The organism is Streptomyces sp. NPDC033845 (genome assembly GCF_055576225.1).
Genome location: NZ_JBVIRI010000005.1, coordinates 1 through 20,061, shown reverse-complemented (window position 1 = coordinate 20,061; position 20,061 = coordinate 1). Strand labels below are relative to the sequence as shown.

General features: G+C 73.3%; 15 protein-coding genes. 11 read left to right on the top strand and 4 right to left on the bottom strand.

The window, feature by feature from the left end:
- Positions 1–142: 142 nt before the first annotated feature.
- Together ACZ50K_RS12420 and ACZ50K_RS12415 are read left to right on the top strand one after the other, a co-directional pair.
- The gene (locus tag ACZ50K_RS12420) at positions 143–3,898 is read left to right on the top strand and encodes a glycosyltransferase (protein ID WP_468901246.1); all 3,756 of its coding nucleotides are present in this window, start codon (positions 143–145) and stop codon (positions 3,896–3,898) included.
- Positions 3,895–5,394, top strand: a complete 1,500-nt coding sequence (locus ACZ50K_RS12415; RefSeq protein ID WP_468901244.1) for a DUF5719 family protein — start codon at positions 3,895–3,897, stop codon at positions 5,392–5,394. Before ACZ50K_RS12420 ends, ACZ50K_RS12415 begins: the two co-directional genes overlap by 4 nt.
- A gap of 36 nt (positions 5,395–5,430) precedes the next feature.
- Here ACZ50K_RS12415 and ACZ50K_RS12410 read toward each other — a convergent pair whose 3' ends face one another.
- Positions 5,431–5,922 (bottom strand): metallopeptidase family protein, encoded by a 492-nt coding sequence (locus tag ACZ50K_RS12410; protein ID WP_468902372.1) that lies wholly within the window; start codon positions 5,920–5,922, stop codon positions 5,431–5,433.
- A 144-nt stretch (positions 5,923–6,066) separates the two neighbouring features.
- Between ACZ50K_RS12410 and ACZ50K_RS12405 the strand changes: the two genes are divergently transcribed.
- The 6 genes from ACZ50K_RS12405 (at position 6,067) to ACZ50K_RS12380 (ending at position 12,678) form a co-directional block, all read left to right on the top strand.
- Positions 6,067–6,486, top strand: a complete 420-nt coding sequence (locus ACZ50K_RS12405) for a DUF3499 domain-containing protein (protein ID WP_468902370.1) — start codon at positions 6,067–6,069, stop codon at positions 6,484–6,486.
- A 103-nt stretch (positions 6,487–6,589) separates the two neighbouring features.
- Positions 6,590–7,960, top strand: coding sequence for a phosphomannomutase/phosphoglucomutase (locus ACZ50K_RS12400; RefSeq protein WP_468901242.1), 1,371 nt, complete (start codon positions 6,590–6,592; stop codon positions 7,958–7,960).
- A 757-nt stretch (positions 7,961–8,717) separates the two neighbouring features.
- Positions 8,718–8,900, top strand: a complete 183-nt coding sequence (locus ACZ50K_RS12395; RefSeq protein ID WP_468901239.1) for a Trm112 family protein — start codon at positions 8,718–8,720, stop codon at positions 8,898–8,900.
- 382 nt (positions 8,901–9,282) lie between these two features.
- Entirely contained in the window at positions 9,283–10,416 is a 1,134-nt protein-coding gene (locus tag ACZ50K_RS12390; RefSeq protein ID WP_468901237.1) for an SIS domain-containing protein, read from the top strand.
- A gap of 73 nt (positions 10,417–10,489) precedes the next feature.
- The gene (gene manA, locus ACZ50K_RS12385) at positions 10,490–11,647 is read left to right on the top strand and encodes a mannose-6-phosphate isomerase, class I (RefSeq protein WP_468901235.1); all 1,158 of its coding nucleotides are present in this window, start codon (positions 10,490–10,492) and stop codon (positions 11,645–11,647) included.
- A gap of 86 nt (positions 11,648–11,733) precedes the next feature.
- Positions 11,734–12,678: a cation diffusion facilitator family transporter gene (locus tag ACZ50K_RS12380; protein WP_468901233.1), complete on the top strand. Its 945-nt coding sequence runs from the start codon at positions 11,734–11,736 to the stop codon at positions 12,676–12,678.
- Positions 12,679–12,750: 72 nt separating this feature from the next.
- On the opposite strand, the gene ACZ50K_RS12375 is transcribed toward ACZ50K_RS12380, so the two are convergent.
- Positions 12,751–14,817: a fructose-specific PTS transporter subunit EIIC gene (locus ACZ50K_RS12375; RefSeq protein ID WP_468901231.1), complete on the bottom strand. Its 2,067-nt coding sequence runs from the start codon at positions 14,815–14,817 to the stop codon at positions 12,751–12,753.
- Positions 14,818–15,184: 367 nt separating this feature from the next.
- On the opposite strand from ACZ50K_RS12375, the gene ahcY reads away from it, so the two are divergent.
- Together ahcY and ACZ50K_RS12365 are read left to right on the top strand one after the other, a co-directional pair.
- On the top strand, positions 15,185–16,621 hold the full coding sequence (ahcY, locus tag ACZ50K_RS12370) for an adenosylhomocysteinase (RefSeq protein ID WP_468901229.1): 1,437 nt from the start codon (positions 15,185–15,187) through the stop codon (positions 16,619–16,621).
- A gap of 101 nt (positions 16,622–16,722) precedes the next feature.
- Positions 16,723–17,373, top strand: coding sequence for a hypothetical protein (locus tag ACZ50K_RS12365; RefSeq protein ID WP_468902367.1), 651 nt, complete (start codon positions 16,723–16,725; stop codon positions 17,371–17,373).
- 12 nt (positions 17,374–17,385) lie between these two features.
- On the opposite strand, the gene ACZ50K_RS12360 is transcribed toward ACZ50K_RS12365, so the two are convergent.
- On the bottom strand, positions 17,386–18,450 hold the full coding sequence (locus ACZ50K_RS12360; protein WP_468901226.1) for an RDD family protein: 1,065 nt from the start codon (positions 18,448–18,450) through the stop codon (positions 17,386–17,388).
- A 143-nt stretch (positions 18,451–18,593) separates the two neighbouring features.
- On the opposite strand from ACZ50K_RS12360, the gene ACZ50K_RS12355 reads away from it, so the two are divergent.
- Positions 18,594–19,601, top strand: coding sequence for a stage II sporulation protein M (locus ACZ50K_RS12355; RefSeq protein ID WP_468901223.1), 1,008 nt, complete (start codon positions 18,594–18,596; stop codon positions 19,599–19,601).
- 183 nt (positions 19,602–19,784) lie between these two features.
- On the opposite strand, the gene ACZ50K_RS12350 is transcribed toward ACZ50K_RS12355, so the two are convergent.
- Positions 19,785–20,061, bottom strand: a 277-nt coding sequence (locus ACZ50K_RS12350; protein WP_468901220.1) for a hypothetical protein, incomplete at its 5' end; no start/stop codon positions are given.

Here is a 20,061-nt window from a genome sequence, read left to right as displayed (position 1 = left end):
ATCGAACCGAGCCAACGGTCCGCCTCCTGCACCTTCCCCGCTGGAGGCGGACCGGTGCGTTTCAAGGGCTAGTGTGGGGCGCTGTCCAGCCGCCTCCGAGGGCACACCACCCCCGGACCCCCGCCGGAGGGCCCGTACCGCGATGTCCTTGCACAGCCACCAGGCAGCCGCAGCCACCGTTGCCCCGGAGTTCCCCCGGCACGTCGTCACCGCGGTCCTGGTCGCCCACGACGGCGCCCGCTGGCTGCCGCAGGCCCTCGCCGGACTCCTCGGCCAGGAACGCCCCGTCCAGAACTGGGTCGCCGCCGACACCGGCAGCGCCGACGAATCCGCCCGCCTCCTCGGCGAGGCCCTCGGCGACGACCGGGTACTCCATCTGGCCCGCCGCACCTCCTTCGGCGCCGCCGTCGACGAGGCCGTCCGCGGCACTGCCACCCTCACCCCCGAGGACCTGCCCTACCTCAAGCGCCCCAGCGGCTGGGACCCCGTCAGCCGCACCTGGCGCGACGACGCCTACGACCTCCCCGAACTGCCCCACGGAGAGCCCGTCCAGTGGCTCTGGCTGCTGCACGACGACTGCGCCCCCGAACCCGACGCCCTCACCGAACTCCTCCGGGTCGCCGAGGAGAACCCCGAAGCCGGCGTCATCGGCCCCAAACTCCGCGGCTGGTACGACAGGAAGCAGCTCCTCGAAGCCGGCGTCACCATCGCCCACAGCGGCCGCCGCTGGACCGGCCTGGACCGCCGCGAACAGGACCAGGGCCAGCACGACCAGGTCCGCGCCGTCCTCTCCGTCTCCACCGCCGGCATGCTCATCCGCCGCGAGGTCTACGAGGCCCTCGGCGGCTTCGACCGCCGGCTCCCCCTGATGCGCGACGACGTCGACCTCTGCTGGCGCGCCCAGAAGGCCGGCCACCCCGTCCTCGTCGCCCCCGACGCCGTCCTCCGGCACGCCGAGGCGGCCGCCCGCGAACGCCGCACCGTGGACTGCGCCGGCCGCGGCACCACCAGCCCGCACCGCGTCGACAAGGCCGGCGCCGTCTACACCATCCTGGTCAACTCCCCGGCCCCGCTGCTCCCCTGGGTGCTGCTCCGACTGGTCCTCGGCACCCTGCTCCGCACCCTCGGCTATCTCGTCGGCAAGGCCCCCGGCCAGGCCGTGGACGAGATCACCGGACTGCTCCGCACCCTGCTCCGCCCCGGCGCCCTCCTCAGCGCCCGCAAACGCCGCGGCACCCCCGCCGGCACCGCGGTCCCCGCCAAGGAACTCCGCCCGCTGTTCCCGCCGCCCGGAGCCACCCTCCGCGCCACCGTCGAACAGCTCGCCGGACACATCGGCGCCGACCGCGACACCGACCCGGCCGCCGGCCGGCACGGCGGCCTGGAATCCGGACCCGGCGGCGACGACGCCGACTACCTCCACATCGAACAGTTCGCCCGGCTCAAGCGGATCGCCCGCAACCCGGCCCCCGTGCTGTTCGCCCTGCTCCTGCTGGTCTCCGTCCTCGCCTGCCGCGCCCTGCTCGGCGGCGGCACCCTGACCGGCGGCGCCCTGCTGCCCGCCCCCGACGGAGCGGGCGCCCTCTGGCACGCCTACACCGACGGCTGGCACCCCGTCGGCACCGGCTCCACCACCGGCGCACCCCCCTACCTGGCCCTCCTCGGCGCCCTCTCCGCCCTGCTGTTCGGCTCCACCCAGGCCGCCCTGACCCTGCTCCTGGTCTGCTCCGTCCCGCTCGCCGGACTCACCGCCTACTTCGCCTCCCGCCCCCTGGTCGAGTCCCGGCTGCTGCGCGCCTGGGCCGCCGTCGCCTACGCCTTCCTGCCCGCCGTCACCGGCGCCCTGGCCGGCGGCCGCCTCGGCACCGCCCTCCTCGCCGTCCTGCTGCCCCTGATCGCCCGGTCCGCCGTCACCGCGTACGGATTCGGCGCCGACCACGGCGACCCCGACAGCCCCGACCGCCCCGACCGCCCCGAAACCGGGGCCACCGGGGCCACCGGCGCCACCGGCGGCCGCCGGGCCGTCTGGACGTACACCCTGCTGCTCACCCTGGCCACCGCCTTCACCCCGGTGCTCTGGCCGCTCTCCGCAGCCCTCGGCGCCGCCGCGCTGGTGGCCCGCCGGGCCGACTGGAAGACGTACGCCCCCCGCTACGCCGCCACCCTCCTCACCCCGCTGCTGGTCCTCGCCCCCTGGTCGCTGACCCTGCTCACGCACCCCGGCCGCTTCCTCCGCGAAGCCGGGCTCCCCTACGGCAGCGGCGCCGCCACCGCCCTCGACCTCCTCGGCATCAGCCCCGGCGGCCCCAGGACCGCGGGCGGACTGCTCCTCCTCGGCATCGTCCTCGCCGCCCTCGCCGCCCTGCTGCGCACCGAACGCGCCTTCGCGGTCCGCGTCGCCTGGGCCGCCGCCCTGGCCGGCCTGCTGCTCGCCGTGCTCACCAACCGCACCGGCTGGGCCGGCCCCGCCACCCTGGTCTACGGACTGGCCCTGCTGGCCGCCGCCGCGGTCGGCGCGGACGGCGCCAAGGACCGGCTCGCCGCCCACGGCTTCGGCTGGCGCCAGCCGCTCGCCGGACTCATCGCCCTGGCCGCCGCCGCCGGCCCGCTGCTCGGCGCGGCCGGCTGGATGCTCGGCGGCGCCCACGGACCGCTGGAGCGGCGCGACCCCGTCCAGGTCCCCGCCTTCGTCGCCGAGGAGAGCGGCACCCGCGACCAGCCCCGCACCCTGGTGCTCGGCGGCAGCTCGCCCGCCACCGTCTCCTACACCCTGGTCCGCGGCTCCGGCGGCCGCCTCGGCGACGCCGAACTCGCCGCCGGGGCGGGCAGCGACGACCGCCTCGACAAGGTGGTCTCCAGCCTGGTCGCCGGCTCCGGCGCCGACCAGACCGACCAGCTCGGCTCCTTCGCCATCCGCTACGTCCTGGTCCGCGACGGCGCCCCCGACCAGATGCGCCAGGTCCTCGACGCCACCCCGGGCCTGAGCCGCCTCAGCCAGCTCGACGGCAGCGCCCTCTGGCGGGTCGACCGCCAGGTCGCCCGCGCCGTCATCCTCTCCGGGAAGCCCGGCGAGGCCCCCGTCCCGGTCGCCTCCGGCCCGGTCGAGATCCACAGCACCATCCCGGCCGGCCCGGCCGGCCGCACCCTGCGGATCGCCGACCGCGCCGCCCCCGGCTGGACCGCCACCCTCGACGGCGAACCCCTCACCCCCAAGACCCTCGACGGCTGGGCCCAGGGCTTCGAACTCCCCGCCGACGGCGGCCGCCTGGACCTGGTCCACGAGGACTCCCTGGCCCGCACCGGCTGGCTGTGGGCCCAGGCCCTGCTGGCCGTGCTGCTGCTGGTGATGGCCCTGCCCGGCCGCCGCAGGCAGCTGGACGACGACCTCCCCGAGGAGGAGGCCCCCGGCGCCGCCCCGTCCGGCCCCGGCGAAGCGGGCGAGGGCCGCCGGGCCCGCCGGCTGCGGGCCGGCGCCGAAGCCGCCCCGGACCCCGCCGCCCCGCCGGCCGACCAGGCCGACCCGTACGCCGCGATCCCCGCCCAGGCCGCCCCCGCCGACGACGCCTACGCGTACGACTACGCGGAACCCGCCCAGGGATACGCCCACCAGGGCCACCCCCAGCAGCAGCCGCAGGCCTGGGGCCACCCGGACGGCCCGTACCCGGACCAGTACGGCCAGAGCGGCGGCTACGGCCACCAGCAGCCGCACGACCAACAGCCGTACGACCAGCAGTCCTACGGCGGGCCCGGACAGCCCTACGCCCAGGAGGCCTACGGCCAGGAACCGTACGGGCAGCAGCCCTACGCCCGGCCGGAACCCCACGAGCAGGAGTACGACGCCTACGGGCAGCCGACCGGCTACCGGCAGCCGCGTCCCGACGGGAGCACCCAGCAGTGAAGCGCGCACCCCTGACCCTGGCGGCCGTGACCGCCGTGCTGGCCGCCGTCACCGGCGCCGCCGCCCTCACCGCCCCGGCCGCCGCCGGATCCGGCGGCGCGCAGCCGGCCGCCGCCCGGCAGCCCGTCGAACGGACCACCCTGGTCTGCCCGGCCCCGTCCTCCTCGGACGTCGCCGAAACCGTCTACACCTCGATCACCCCCGGCTCCCCGGGCACCGCCAAGCCCGCCCCCGGCGCCGAACCCGGAACCGCCCGACTGGCCGGCACCGCCAAGACCGGGAAGCCGCTGCTGGAGCCCAAGGAACCCGGCAAGCCCGTCGGCACCACCGCCTCCGGCGCCGAGGTCCCCGCCCTGACCGGCACCGCCGACGGCACCCTGGCCCCCGGCTGGACCGCCCAGCAGACCACCACCGTCCCGGCCGGCCGGGCCCGCGGCCTCCTCGGAGTCGCCTGCACCGCCCCCGGCACCGACTTCTGGTTCCCCGGCGCCTCCACCGCCAAGGGACGGCAGGACTACGTCCACCTCACCAACGCCGACGACACCCCGGCCGTGGTCGACATCGAACTCTTCGGACCCGAAGGACCGCTGAAGACCGAGCCGGGCGCCGGCGAGAACATCAAGATCGGCCCCAACGCCTCGGTACCGGTCCTGCTGAACACCCTGAGCGGCCCGCAGGGCACCGACGTCACCGTGCACGTCACCACCCGGGCGGGCCGCGTCGGAGCCTCCGTCCAGGCCCTGGAGGAAGGGGTCGGAGCCGACTGGCTGCCCGCCTCGGCCGGCCCGGCCACCTCCCTGGTGCTGCCCGGCATCCCCGCCGACGCCACCTCCGTACGGCTGGTCGCCCACGCACCCGGCGAGGAGGACGCCGACCTCCTGATCCGGCTCTCCGGACCCGGCGGCTCCCTCACCCCGGCCGGCAGCGAGGCCATCCACCTCAAGCCCGGGATGACCGGCACCCTGGACCTGAAGAACGTCACCCGGGGCGAACCCGGCGCCCTGCTCCTCACCCCCGCCGACCCGAAGAAGGCCGTCCCCGTGGTCGCATCCCTGCGGGTGGTCCGCGGCACCGGAGCCAAGCAGGAACTGGGCTTCCTCCCCGCCTCCGCCCCGGTCGGGGCCCGCGCCACCAACGCCGACAACCGCACCGGCGCCGGCGCCACCACCCTCTCCCTGACCGCCCCGGAGGGCGACGCCAAGGTCCGCGTCACCGCCTCGCCCGGCACCGAGGGCGGCGAACCGGCCGTCAAGGAGTACACCGTCAAGGCCGGCACCACCCTGGCCGTGTCCCCGCCCCCGGCCCCCGGCGGCACCGCCAAGGGCGGCTACGCGCTGACCGTGGAAACCCTCTCCGGCGGCCCCGTCCACGCCACCCGGATGCTGTCCCTCCCCCAGGACGGCATCCCCTTCTTCACCGTCCAGCCGCTCTCCGACGACCGCAGCACGGTCCCGGTCCCCCGAGCCGTCCAGGACCTCCGGATCCTCTCCGACTGAGACGCGGCCGGCCGGGTCCGGCCGGCCGGGAGGGTCCTACTCCTGCCCGTACCGCGGATCCACCGTCTCCGGCGACAGCCCCAGCAGCTCCGCCACCTGCTCCACCACGACCTCGTGCACCAGCAGCGCCCGCTCGTCCCGGCTCTTCGTACGGATCTCCACCGGCCGCCGGTACACCAGGATCCGGGCCGGCCGCCCGTCCCCGGCCTCCGCCATCCCGCCCAGCGGCACGGCCTCGTCGTTCCAGCCGGTGTCGGCGCCGCCCGGCGCCCCCGGCACCTCGGCGACCACGAACTCCACCTCGGCCAGCTGCGGCCAGTGCCGCTCCAGCCGCTCCACCGAGTCCCGCACCAGGTCCCCGAACAGTTCCGCCCGGCTCGCCGACAGCGGCACCTGGGGCGGCGCCACCGGCCCCCGCATCCCCCGGCCGTGCCGGTCGCGGCGACGGGACCGTGGCTCCTGGGTACCGGAGGAACCGGAGGAACCGGGCGGACTGGGCGGGCCGGGCGGCGGCAGAGGGCTGTCCATCACCCACGCAGGGTAGCCCTCGACGGCCGTCTCGGCCGGGCCTCCACCACCCCCACGGGATGTCGCACCCCGAACGTTCCGCACCCGATCCCGCCCGAACCGGCCCGACCCTGACCGGGATCGGGCCACGACACGGGGGGTGAGCTGAGGGAGAGTCGTCGCGGCCCGGTCAAGAGTGCGGTACCGTCCAACGTCGTGAGCCTTGTACGTCGCTGTTCGCGCACCGCGTGCGGCCGCCCTGCCGTCGCCACACTGACGTACGTCTACGCCGACTCGACCGCAGTCCTCGGCCCGCTCGCCACCTACGCCGAACCCCACTGCTACGACCTGTGCGCCGAGCACTCGGAGCGCCTGACCGCCCCGCGCGGCTGGGACGTCGTACGCCTCTCCGACGGGTCCGCCCCCTCCCGCCCCAGCGGGGACGACCTCGAAGCCCTCGCGAACGCCGTCCGCGAGGCCGCCCGCCCGCAGGACCGCGACCGTGACCGAGACCCCGGCACCGGACCCAACGCCAACGAGACACGCCGGGGCCATCTCAGGGTGCTGCGCTCCCCGGACTCCTGACTCCTGACCGGCACCCGTTCCTGACGCATTCGCGCCGCTGAACCCCCACCCCGCGCACGGTAGGTTGGCACCACCGCACAGGGGACCTCAGGAGGGGCAGGCAGTGGCTGCTGATCTTTCGAACATCGTCAAGGCCTACGACGTGCGCGGGGTCGTCCCCGACGACTGGGACGAAGCCCTCGCCGAACTGTTCGGCGCGGCCTTCACCGAGGTCACCGACGCCACCGCCATCGTCATCGGCCACGACATGCGCCCCTCCTCACCCGGCCTGTCCGCCGCGTTCGCGCGCGGCGCCGCCGCCCGCGGAGTCGACGTCACCCTCATCGGACTCTGCTCCACCGACCAGCTGTACTACGCCTCCGGCGCCCTCGGCCTGCCCGGCGCCATGTTCACCGCCTCGCACAACCCGGCCCGCTACAACGGCATCAAGATGTGCCGGGCCGGCGCCGCCCCGGTCGGCCAGGACACCGGCCTCGCCGAGATCCGCGCCCTGGTCGAGAAGTGGTCCGCATCCGGCGCCCCCGAAGCACCGGCCGGCACCACCCCCGGCACCGTCACCGAACGCGACACCCTCGCCGACTACGCCGCCCACCTCCGGGGCCTGGTCGACCTCACCGGCATCCGCCCCCTCAAGGTGGTCGTGGACGCCGGCAACGGCATGGGCGGCCACACCGTCCCCACCGTCCTGGCCGACCTCCCGCTCACCGTCACCCCGATGTACTTCGAACTCGACGGCACCTTCCCCAACCACGAGGCCAACCCCCTCGACCCGGCCAACATCGTGGACCTCCAGGCCCGGGTGCTCGCCGAAGGCGCCGACCTCGGCATCGCCTTCGACGGGGACGCCGACCGCTGCTTCATCGTCGACGAGCGCGGCCGGGGCGTCTCCCCGTCCGCGATCACCGCCCTGGTCGCGGCCCGCGAACTGGCCCGCAACGGCGGCAGCGGCACCGTCATCCACAACCTGATCACCTCCTGGTCCGTCCCCGAGGTCGTCCGCGAACACGGCGGCACCCCGGTCCGCACCCGGGTCGGCCACTCCTTCATCAAGGAGGAGATGGCGAAGACCGGCGCCATCTTCGGCGGCGAGCACTCGGCGCACTACTACTTCAAGGACTTCTGGAACGCCGACACCGGCATGCTGGCCGCCCTCCACGTCCTGGCCGCCCTCGGCGCCCAGCCCGGCCCGCTCTCCGAACTCCTCTCCTCCTACGACCGCTACGCCGGCTCCGGCGAGATCAACTCCACCGTCGCCGACCAGCCGGCCCGCCTGGCCGCCATCCGCGAGGCCTACACCGGCCGCGAGGGCATCACCATCGACGACCTCGACGGCCTCACCGTCACCGCCGCCGACTGGTGGTTCAACGTCCGAGCCTCCAACACCGAACCCCTCCTCCGCCTCAACGTGGAAGCGAAGGACGAACCCACCCTCACCCGGATCCGCACCGAAGCCCTCGCCCTGATCCGCGCCTGACCACACCACGGCCCCGGGGGACCCGGGCCGCGCCTGCGCCGAGCGGCGCCGGGCCGGTCCGGCGGGTACGGCCCCGGGCCGCGACCGTCCGGTCCCGGAGGTACGTACCGGGCGCCGCAGGCGCCGGCTGCCCCGCGCCCGGCCCGGGCCTGCGGGTACGGGACCGGGGCAACGCGGACAGTGCCCGGCCCCGCACCAAACGGCTCGCGCCGCCGCCCCTGCACGGTCCGGGCGGCGCCCCGCCCCGCGGGTCCGGGGCCAAACACGGCCTCGGGCGGCCCGAGCGACGCGGGGACGGCCGCCCAGGGCCGGAGGCGCGGCCCGCGCCCGGCTCGCGGCTACGGGGCCTGAGGCCCGTCCCCTGACTCGGCGGCACGCGGCGAAGCCGCCGTACCGGGGGCACCCCGTACCGGGCCCGCACCTTGCGGGCACCTGGCTCGGGCCCGTCCCCTGACTCGGAGGCGCGGGGCGAAGCCGCCGTGCTGCGGCGCCAAGCCGCCACGGGGTGGCGCGTGCGCCCCTGGCCCCGGGCGGCCCGGGCCGTGCCCACCCCCATGGACACGGGGGCTCCGCCCCGAAGCCCGTGGCCCGAGCTGCGGGTACGGGGTCCGGGGCGGAGCCCCGGTTTCGGGAAGGGGCGGGTGGGGGAGACGGCCCCGCGCAGCGGATCGCCCCGGCCAGGCCGCACCCCCCGCCCCCCAGCGGTACGCTGACCTGGCCCAACCGCATACCCAAGCAACCCCCGAAGGGAACACCCATGCCGCTCGAAGCCGGCCTCCTGGAGATCCTCGCCTGCCCCGCCTGCCACGCTCCCCTCACGGACGAGACCAAGGCCGAGACGCCCGAGCTGATCTGCACCGGCACGGACTGCGGCCTGGCCTACCCGGTCCGTGACGGCATCCCGGTCCTCCTGGTGGACGAGGCCCGCCGCCCGTCCTGACCCCCACCGGGGACCCGGACCCAAAGCACCAGCCCACCCGAGCCCCCGGCCGCAAGCCAGGACCGAGCCCGGCCAAGCCCAGGCCCGACCCGCCCAGGACAGCCCGGTCCCAAGCCGCCAACCCACCCGGCAGCCCAAGCCGAAGCCCGGCCGCAAGGCCAGGCCAAAGCCCGGCCGCAAGGCCAGGCCGAAGTCCAACAGTCGGGCCCGGCCGCCATGCCAGCCCACCCGGCAGGCAGGCAAGCAAGGCCAAGCCAGGCCCGGCAGGCCAGCCCGGCCGCCAGGCCAAGGCCCGGTCGCCAGCCCCGGCCGGCCAGGCCGAGCCCAAGGTCAAGCCCCCGCCCGGCAGGGCGAAGGCACACCCCGACCCCCGGAGGCCCGCATGCTCGACGAGTCGCTCCTCGACGCACCCGAAGACCTCGCCCGCGCCGACCGCCGCGGCCTCCTGCGCGGCGCCGCCGAGGCCGGGGCCCGGGTCCGTACGGCCTCCCGGCACGCCACCGAGGCGGGACTGGCCGAGCTCCGCCCCGACGGCCGCCCCCGCGCGGTGCTGATCGCCGGCCCCGGCACCGCCGCGACCGGCGTCGCCGATCTGGTCGGCGCCCTCGTCGCCGCCTCCGCCCCCGTCACCCGGCTGCACCCCACCGGTGTGGCGCACGCCCCCGGTGCCCTCCGCTGGATCCTGCCGGGCTGGTCCGGCCCGGTGGACCTGCTGCTCCTGGCCACCAGCGACGGCTCCGAGCCGGGCCTCGCCCAGCTCGCCGGCGAGGCCTACCGCCGCGGCTGCACCGTCGTCGCCGTCGCCCCGCCCGCCTCCCCCCTCGCCGAGGCCGTCGCCGGCGTGCACGGCCTCCTGGTACCGATGGCCAAGGCCCCGTACCAGGAGTACGACGAGAGCGCCGCGGCCGGCCCCGGCGCCCTCTGGGCGCTGCTCACCCCACTGCTGCTGCTCCTCGACCGGGTCGGCCTGATCTCCGCCGCCCCGGCCACCCTGGAACTGGTCGCGGACCGCCTCGACCGCACCGCGGAACGCTGCGGCCCGAACATCGCCACCTACAGCAACCCGGCGAAGACCCTGGCCGCCGAACTCGCCGACTCGCTGCCGCTGATCTGGACCGAAGGCCATGGCGCGGGCCCGGCCGGCCGCCGCTTCGCCGCCACCCTCGCCGAGCTCGCCGGCCGCCCCGCGCTGGCCGCGGAACTCCCCGAGGCGCTGCCCCGGCACGGGGTGCTGCTCTCCGGGGCCTTCGCCGGCGGAGCTGACCCCGAGGACTTCTTCCGCGACCGGGTCGACGAGCAGCAGGCGCTGCGCGCCCGGGTCGTCCTGCTGCGCGACCGGCCGGCCGGCGGCCTCACCGCCGCCCCGGCCGCCCGCGAGCTCGCCCTCAGCCACGACACGGCGATCAGCGAACTCGAACCGGAGGAGGGCACCGAGCTGGAACAGCTCGCCGAAATCCTCGCCGTCACGGACTTCGCCACCGCCTATCTCGCGCTGGCGTCCGCGGGCCGCACCTGACGGCGTAGGCACCGCACCACCGTGCACCCGCCCGCACCGCCCACCACACCAGGAAGCACCAGGAGCACCACCGATGGACCGCCTGACGAACACCGTCCGCCCCTACGCCTGGGGATCCACCACCCTGATCCCCGGACTGCTGGGCACCGCGCCCACCGGCGAACCGCAGGCCGAGATGTGGATGGGCGCCCACCCCGGGGCCCCGTCCCGGCTGGACCGCGGCGCGGGTGAGACCGCGCTCTCGGAGGTGATCGCGGCCGACCCGGAGGGCGAGCTGGGCGCCGCCACCGTCGCCAAGTTCGGTCCCCGGCTGCCGTTCCTGCTGAAGGTCCTGGCGGCGGGCGCCCCGCTCTCCCTCCAGGTGCACCCCGATCTGGACCAGGCCCGCGAGGGCTACGCGGACGAGGAGGCCCGCGGCGTCCCGGTCGACGCGCCGCACCGCAACTACAAGGACGCCAACCACAAGCCCGAACTGATCTGCGCGCTCACCCCGTTCGACGGGCTGTGCGGGTTCCGGCCGCCGCTGGAGACCGCCGAGCTGCTGTCCGGTCTGGGCGTGGACTCCGTCAAGCCGTACGTGGACCTGCTGCGGGCCCACCCGGAGGAGGCGGCCCTGCGCGAGGTGCTGACCGCCGTGCTGACCGCGGACCGCGAGCTGATGGCGGACACCGTCGCCGAGGTCACGGCCGCCGCCGCACGCCTCGGCGGCCCCTACGCCCCGTACGCCGAACTCGCCGACCACTACCCCGGCGACCCCGGGGTGATCGCGGCGATGCTGCTCAACCATGTGCGACTGCAGCCCGGCGAGGCCATGTTCCTGGGCGCCGGCGTCCCGCACGCCTACCTCAGCGGCATGGGAGTGGAGTTGATGGCCAACTCGGACAACGTGCTGCGCTGCGGGCTCACCCCCAAGCACGTGGACGTCCCCGAACTCCTGCGGATCGTGCACTTCAAGCCCTCCGGCCCGGCACTGCTCCGTCCCGAGGGCGATGCCGAGGAGGTCTACGAGACCCCCATCGACGAGTTCCGGCTGTCCCGTTTCGACCTGGCTCCGGCCGGGGCCCCGGTGGCGGTGCCCTCGGCGACCCCGCAGATCCTGCTCTGCACGGCGGGCGCGCCGCGGGTCGGCGAACTGACTCTGGCTCCCGGCGAGTCGGTGTTCGTCCCGGCGGGTGAGCGGACCGAGCTGACGGGTAGCGGCACTGTCTTCCGGGCCACCGTGGTCGCCTGACGTACCGTCCCCACCGAAGGCTGCAACAATGTGCGGCCGTGCCCAGTGGCAGTCACTGGCCGTGCAAGGAAGGGACATCCGCATTCATGAGCGCGTCGGGCGGTACCAGGGCGATCGTTGCGGCACTCGCCGCGAACCTCGCCATCGCGGTGGCCAAGTTCGTGGCCTTCGTCTTCAGTGGGTCCTCCTCGATGCTCGCGGAAAGCGTCCACTCGCTGGCCGACTCGGGGAACCAGGGCCTGCTGCTGCTCGGCGGCAAGAAGGCCAAGCGTGAGGCGACCCCGCAACACCCCTTCGGATACGGGCGCGAGCGGTACATCTACGCCTTCCTGGTCTCCATCGTGCTCTTCTCCGTCGGTGGCATGTTCGCCATCTACGAGGGCTTCGAGAAGATCAAGGACCCGCACGAGATCGAGGCCTGGTACTGGCCGGTCGGCGTCCTCGTCTTCGCGATCATCGCCGAGTCCTTCTCCTTCCGTACGGCCATCAAGGAGTCCAACGAGATCCGCGGCGGGCTGACCTGGACCCAGTTCGTCCGGCGCGCCAAGGCGCCCGAGCTGCCGGTGGTGCTGCTGGAGGACCTGGGCGCGCTGGTCGGTCTGGTGCTCGCGCTGGGCGGTGTCGGTATCGCCCTGCTCACCGGGAACGGTGTCTGGGACGGCATCGGCACCCTCTGCATCGGTGTCCTGCTGATCGTCATCGCCATCGTGCTGGCCGCGGAGACCAAGTCCCTGCTGCTCGGTGAGGCGGCCGGCACCGAGGACATCGACAAGATCAAGACGGCTCTGGTCGACGGGGACTCCGTCACCCGCCTGATCCACATGCGGACCCTGCACCTCGGCCCGGAGGAACTCCTGGTCGCCGCCAAGATCGCGGTACGGACCGACGAGACGGCCACCCAGGTCGCGGAGGCCATCAACGCCGCCGAGTCCCGGATCCGCGAGGCGGTCCCGATCGCCCGGGTGATCTACCTGGAGCCGGACATCTACCAGGAGCGGCCGGCCGCCCCGGCCGCGCCCGCGGCCGAATAACGCCGGACACCTATGCCGAGGGCCTCCGGGAGCAACTGCTCCCGGAGGCCCTCGGCGTCTGTGCTCCCGTGACTACCGGATCTCGCTCAGCACGTCCAGGACGGCCGTCTCGTCGGGGGCGGACTGGAGCCGGTCCCGGAAGTCGGAGTCCATCAGCTTGCGGGACAGCAGCGCGAGGATGCGCAGGTGCTCGTCGCCGGCCGCGGCCTCCGGCACGGAGATCATGAACACCAGCCGGGCCTTGGTGCCGTCCAGCGAACCCCACTCGATACCGGCGTCGGACCGGGCGAAGCCCACCGTCGGGCGGCTGACCGCGTCGGTCTTGGCGTGCGGGATGGCGATGGACTCGCCGAGACCGGTGGTGCCCTGCGCCTCCCGGGCCAGGGCGACCCGGACCAGCTCGTCCACGTCACGGACGTTGCCGGTGCCGGCGAGCATCTCCGCCATCTCGCGGATGGCGGCCTCCTTCTCGGTGGAGGCGAGCTCGGTCTTGACCGTCCGGGCGGTCAGATAGCCGGAGAGCACCTCGGGCCCGGCTCCGGGCGCCGCCGGAGCGGTACCGGTGGTCCGGGCGGCCGCACCGGCACCCATGGGCACGGCCGGGGCCGGGGCCGCGGCCGAGGCACCGGCCGCACCGGCCATCGCCGGTTCGGGTGACAGCGCACCGGCACCGGCCGGGACGGCCGTCCGTCCGCCCTTGCGCTCCTTGAGCTCGATCAGCGCGTTGGTGGTGACCGCGGTCACCACGGTGCCCGCGGCGATGGCGATCAGGAACCAGACCACACCGTCGATGGCGCCCAGCGCGGCGACGATCGGACCGCCGTGCGGGACGTGGTCGCCCACTCCGGCCACACCGGCGATCGCACCGGCCACCGCACCACCCAGCATGTTGGACGGGATGACGATCGCGGGCCGGGCGGCCGCGAAGGGGATCGCACCCTCCGAGATGCCGAACATGCCCATGAACAGGGCCGCCATTCCGGTCTCCCGCTCCGGATCGGTGTACAGCTTCCGGCGCAGCAGCGTGGCCAGGCCCTGGCCGAGCGGCATCACCGGGATGGCCGCCGCGCACATGCCCATGACGGCGTAGTTGCCGGAGGCGATGAGCCCGGTACCGAAGAGGAAGGCGGTCTTGTTGACCGGTCCGCCCATGTCGAAGGCGATCATCAGGCCGAGGATCGCGCCGAGCAGGATCGCACTGGTGCCGGTCATCCCGGAGAGCCAGTTGGTGAGGCTCTCGAAGACCCAGGAGATGGGTTTCCCGATGACGTAGATGAAGAACAGTCCGAGTGCCGTCGTCGCCACGATCGGGATCACGATGATCGGCATGATCGGCTGGACGACCTTGGGGACCTTGACCTTCTTGATCCACAGGACCAGATAGCCGGCCAGGAAGCCGGTCACGATCGCGCCGATGAATCCCGCCCCGGACTTGGAGTCGTAGAGGGCGCCGGTGTTCGCGATGAAGCCGCCGATCATGCCGGGCACCAGGGCGGGCCGGTCACCGATGGCGTAGGCGATGTATCCGGACAGGATCGGGATCATCAGGGTGAAACCGATGACACCGATCTGGAAGAGGTGGTCCCAGAAGGTGCCAGGGGTGACCACGTACCCCTTGTCCGTGGCGTGACCGCCCAGCGCCAGCGCGATGGCGATCAGCAGACCGCCCACCACCACGAAGGGGATCATGTACGAGACGCCGTTCATCAGCGCCTTGTACGCCAGGCTCCGCTCCTTGCCGCCGGCCGCACCGCCGCCGCCCGAAGCGGCCGCACCCTCCTGTACGGGGGCGTCGGTGACCTGCCGGATCAGCTCCTCGGGCCGGTGGATGCCGTCGGCCACGCCGGTGGAGAGCACCCGCTTGCCGGCGAACCGCTCCCGGTCCACTTCCTTGTCGGCCGCGATGATCACACCGTCGGCCTCTCTGACATCGTTGTCAGAGAGCACGTTCTCGGCCCCGATCGAGCCCTGCGTCTCCACCTTGATGGTGACGCCGAGCTTCGCGGCCGCCTGCTGGAGCTTCTCCGCGGCCATATAGGTGTGCGCGATCCCCGTGGGGCACGCCGTCACCGCGACGAGCTTCAGGTTCTGCTGCCCGCTTGCGCCCCCGCTTCCAGGGGGCCCGGCCGGACTGGTCACTGAAATCTCCTCACGTGATGGGTGCTGAGCCCTGCTCGGATCGCGCGAATACTCGATCCAACGGCATCGTGCCCCATGTAAGCGCGTGATCAAAAGTCCAAAAGACCCGAAAACGGCCCGCCGGAGGACCCGGAGCCGCGACCTGACAAGTTCCCCGGCCGACTGGGGATGGCTGGGCCGATCGGTGTAGATTCGATGACAGTGTCAGACGTCGCTTGCTGATGGCGGTCGGGCGGTCCAGCGGACCGGCCGAGAGGAGAGAGGGCCTCCGACGGACTGTGCTCGGTGCGCCCACCCCGGGAACCCTCCGGAAGCGGTGCACGGCTCAGCCGTACCCACCCCTCTCTCACCATGAGGAGCAGCACGCATGGACTTCAAGGTCGCCGATCTCTCCCTCGCCGCGTTCGGCCGCAAGGAGATCACCCTGGCCGAGCACGAGATGCCCGGCCTGATGTCGATCCGCCGCGAGTACGCCGAGGCCCAGCCGCTCGCCGGCGCCCGGATCACCGGCTCCCTGCACATGACGATCCAGACCGCGGTCCTGATCGAGACCCTGGTCGCCCTCGGCGCCGACGTCCGCTGGGCCTCCTGCAACATCTTCTCCACTCAGGACCACGCGGCCGCCGCCATCGCCGTCGGCCCGAACGGCACTCCGGAGAACCCCCAGGGCGTCCCCGTCTTCGCCTGGAAGGGCGAGACGCTGGAGGAGTACTGGTGGTGCACGGAGCAGGCGCTGACCTGGCCGAACACCCCCACCGGCGGCCCGAACATGATCCTCGACGACGGTGGCGACGCCACCCTCCTCGTCCACAAGGGCGTCGAGTTCGAGAAGGCCGGCGCGGCCCCGGACCCCTCCACCGCGGACTCCGAGGAGTACGCCCACATCCTCACCCTGCTCAACCGCACCCTCGGTGAGGCCCCGCAGAAGTGGACCCAGCTCGCCTCGGAGATCCGCGGCGTCACCGAGGAGACCACCACCGGCGTCCACCGCCTCTACGAGATGATGGCCGAAGGCACCCTGCTCTTCCCCGCCATCAACGTGAACGACGCCGTCACCAAGTCGAAGTTCGACAACAAGTACGGCTGCCGCCACTCCCTCATCGACGGCATCAACCGCGCCACCGACGTCCTCATCGGCGGCAAGACCGCCGTGGTCTTCGGCTACGGCGACGTCGGCAAGGGCTGCGCCGAGTCCCTCCGCGGCCAGGGCGCCCGCGTCATCGTCACCGAGATCGACCCCATCTGCGCCCTCCAGGCCGCGATGGACGGCTACCAGGTCGCCACCCTCGACGACGTCGTGGAGACCGCCGACATCTTCATCACCACCACCGGCAACAAGGACATCATCATGGCCGCCGACATGGCCAAGATGAAGCACCAGGCCATCGTGGGCAACATCGGCCACTTCGACAACGAGATCGACATGGCCGGCCTGGCGAAGGTCGACGGCATCGTCAAGGACGAGGTCAAGCCGCAGGTCCACACCTGGACCTTCCCCGACGGCAAGGTCCTGATCCTCCTCTCCGAGGGCCGTCTGCTGAACCTCGGCAACGCGACCGGACACCCCTCCTTCGTGATGTCGAACTCCTTCGCGGACCAGACCCTGGCCCAGATCGAACTCTTCACCAAGCCGGAGGAGTACCCGACCGAGGTCTACGTGCTCCCCAAGCACCTCGACGAGAAGGTCGCCCGCCTCCACCTCGACGCCCTCGGCGTCAAGCTCACCACCCTCCGCCCCGAGCAGGCCGCCTACATCGGCGTCAAGGTCGAGGGCCCGTACAAGCCGGACCACTACCGCTACTGATCCCCGGCGATCGGCAGCACCAGCGCTCCAGGCAGGCCCCCGGCACCCCAGCCGGGGGCCTGCCCCGTGCCAAGACGCCCCCTCCTAGAAACGTGCGCCCCATGCCCCGCGGCCGCTACTCGCTCCACGACACGCACGACCACACCCCGCTCGGCGAGGAGCACTTCCACTGTGCCCCCGGCCCCTCCGGCTGGCGCTACGTCTCCCAACGCACCACCCCCGACGGCGAACACGCCGGCTCCGTCGATCTCGCCATCGACCAGCTCGGCCGCCCCATCCGCCTCGAACTCAACGCCGCGAGCTGGCAGGTCCGGGGCGCCGCCATCGACGGGGTCACCTGGGTCCGCACCGACCCCACCGGCACCGAGGCCACCGAGGGCAATGTCCGCGCCCCCGCCTTCACCGGCACCTCCCCGGCCTTCCTGGTCGCCACCGCCCGGCTGCTCCGCCTCACCCCGGGAGCACCCGCCACCCGAGTCCGCCTGGTGCACCTCACCGACCCGGTCCTCGCCCCCCGCACCGTCGACCAGGCCTGGGCCCTGCTGGGCACCCAGAACCACGACACCGACAGCGGCCCGCTGACCGTGGACGAATACCAGGTGTCCGCCCTGGACACCGGCGAGGTCCACACCGTCCACATCGCGGGAGACGTGGTCCTCTCGGCCCCCGGCATCGAACTCGAACACCTGGAGACCCCACCCTCGGTCTTCACGGACGACCACGGGGACGAGTCCCCCGAAGCCGACTTCTAGCGAAGCCGACCTCTAGGCAGGCGGCGCGAACCCGCCCCCTTGCGCCGGCGGCGCGGCCGGCGCGGACTGCCCAGGTGAAGCGGAAGGCGCGGGCGATGCGGACGGCGCGGGCGACGCAGGCGCGACGGGTATCGCGGACGGCACGGGCCGCACGGCAACCGGGCCGACCCCAACGGCGGGTATCGCCCCCGAAGGCGGCTGTATCGGATACCCAGGAACCGGATACCCCTGACCCGGCTGCGCCTGACCCGGCTGCGCCTGACCCGGATACCCCTGACCCGGATACCCCTGACCCGGATACCCCTGGCCGGGCTGCCCCTGGCCCGGCCACGCTCCGAAGGCCCGCGCCGCATCCCGGGACTGCCGCTCGTGCACCACGGCCGCCAGGAAGGCCGCAGCCGGAATCCCGGCCGGCGGCTGCGCACCCGTACGCGCCACCACATCGTCCGCCAGCCGCACCGCCATCTGCTCGCTCACCCGCGGATCCAGCTGTCCCATCCGGGTCAGATACTGGCGGATGGCCAGCCACAGCCCGTCCGGCACACCCGACAGGTCCAGAGCACCGAACCGCCCGGCCAGCCAGGGCGGCGGAGGCGGCACCGGCAGCACCCGGGACCCGGGAACCCGCTCCCGCACCACCAGGGTCCCGGCGAACACGTCACCGAGCCGCCGACCGCGCTCCGAGGCGAGCGACGCGATCGTCGCCACCACACCGAAGGTCCCGATCAGCTCGATCGCTCCCATGGCACCCCGCACCAGCGCGTGCCGGAACCGGATCGGCCCTCCGTCGTCCCGCACCACCCGCAGCCCACAGGCCAGCTTTCCCAGCGACCTGCCGTGCGACAGCGTCTCCACGGCTATCGGCACACCGACCAGGATCAACACGAAACTCGCCACCGCGATGGCCGCCTGGGCCGCTTCGTCCAGCGACGCCGTCCCCATCGCCAGCCCGATCGCCAGCACCAGATACCCGGCCACGTAGACGACCAGGTCAAGGAAGATCGCCAGAGCCCGGCTCGGCAGCCTGGCGGGCTGCAACCCCAGGACGACCGCGTCCCCCGTCACCAGATCGCTCACCGGTACCCCACCCTTCTCCCACACTCCCGGCCGCCGACATCACGACCGATCTGACCTGCCCGTTGTCCATCAAGTCTGCCAAGCTGGCGGCGGACGAAGTAGGGCCTGTGGAAAACCACCCGGGGCAGGGGAGCGGCAAGCGGATGGATCTCGACGTCTTCGTGAGCGCGCACCGTGCGGAATGGGACCGCCTGGAGCAGCTGCTCCGCCGCGGTCGCAGACTGACCGGTGCGGAGGCGGACGAGCTCGTCACCCTCTATCAGCGCACTGCCACCCACCTCTCGCTGATCCAGTCCAGCGCCCCCGACCCGATGCTCACCGGCCGGCTCACCCAGCTGGTCGCCCGGGCCCGGGCCGCCGTGACCGGGGCCCGCCGCTCCTCCTGGCGCGACGCCGCCCGCTTCTTCACCGCCGGTTTCCCGGCCGCGGTCTACCGCAGCCGCCGCTGGTGGATACCCACCGCCCTGCTGTCCGTGGCCCTGGGTGTGCTGATCGGCTGGTGGATCTCCGCACACCCCGAGGTCCAGGCCTCGATCGCGGCCCCCGAGGCGCTGAAGGCGATGACCGAGCCGGGAGGGGAGTACGAGACCTACTACTCCAGCCATCCGGCCGCCTCCTTCGCCGCCCAGGTCTGGACGAACAACGCCCAGGCGGCCGCCCTGTGCCTGATCCTCGGAGCCTTCCTGGGAATCCCGGTGCTGTGGATCCTGTTCCTGAACATGGCGAACCTCGGAGTCGGTCTCGGCCTGATGGCCTCCGCCGGCCGCCTCGACGTGTTCCTCGGCCTGGTCCTCCCGCACGGCCTGCTCGAACTGACCGCAGTGTTCGTGGCCGCCGGCACCGGGCTCCGGCTCGGCTGGACCGTCATCGACCCCGGCCCCCGCACCCGCCGCGAAGCCCTCGCCGAACAAGGCCGGGCGGCCCTCGGCATGGCCGTGGGACTGGCCCTCGTCCTGTTCGTCTCCGGACTGATCGAAGGCTTCGTCACCCCCTCCGGTTTGCCCACCTGGGCCCGCATCGGCATCGGGATCGCCGCCGAGGCCGCCTTCCTGCTCTACGTCTACGCACTGGGCGGCAGGGCGGCCAGGGCAGGCGAGACCGGTGATGTCGAAGCCGCCGACCGGAGCGCCCGGCTGCCCACGGCGGCCTGATGTGCGTCGCACCCCGTTCAGCTGCTAGTCTCCTCGTCGGCCCACAAAGACTGTTGACACAGTCCGAGTGGGGAGGTAGATTCGAACGGTTGCCTCGGACTGGACAGTCCGACTGCAGCGGTCTAGCATCTCTCTCGCTCCCGAGTTGGAATTGAATTCCACCGGTGGAGCACATCCTCCGAATCAAGTCGGATATCGAAGCCGGGAAAACCGGGTGAGATTCTCTGATAGAGTCGGAATCGCCGGAAAGGGAAACGCGAAAGCGAGAACCTGGAAAGCACCGAGGAAATCGGGTCCGAAAGGATCTGATAGAGTCGGAAACGCAAGAACGAAGGAAGCGCCCGGAGGAAAGCCCGCGAGGGTCGGTACAAAGGAAGCGTCCGCACCTTGAGAACTCAACAGCGTGCCAAAAATCAACGCCAGAAGTTGATACCCCGTCCACCTCGGTGGATGAGGTTCC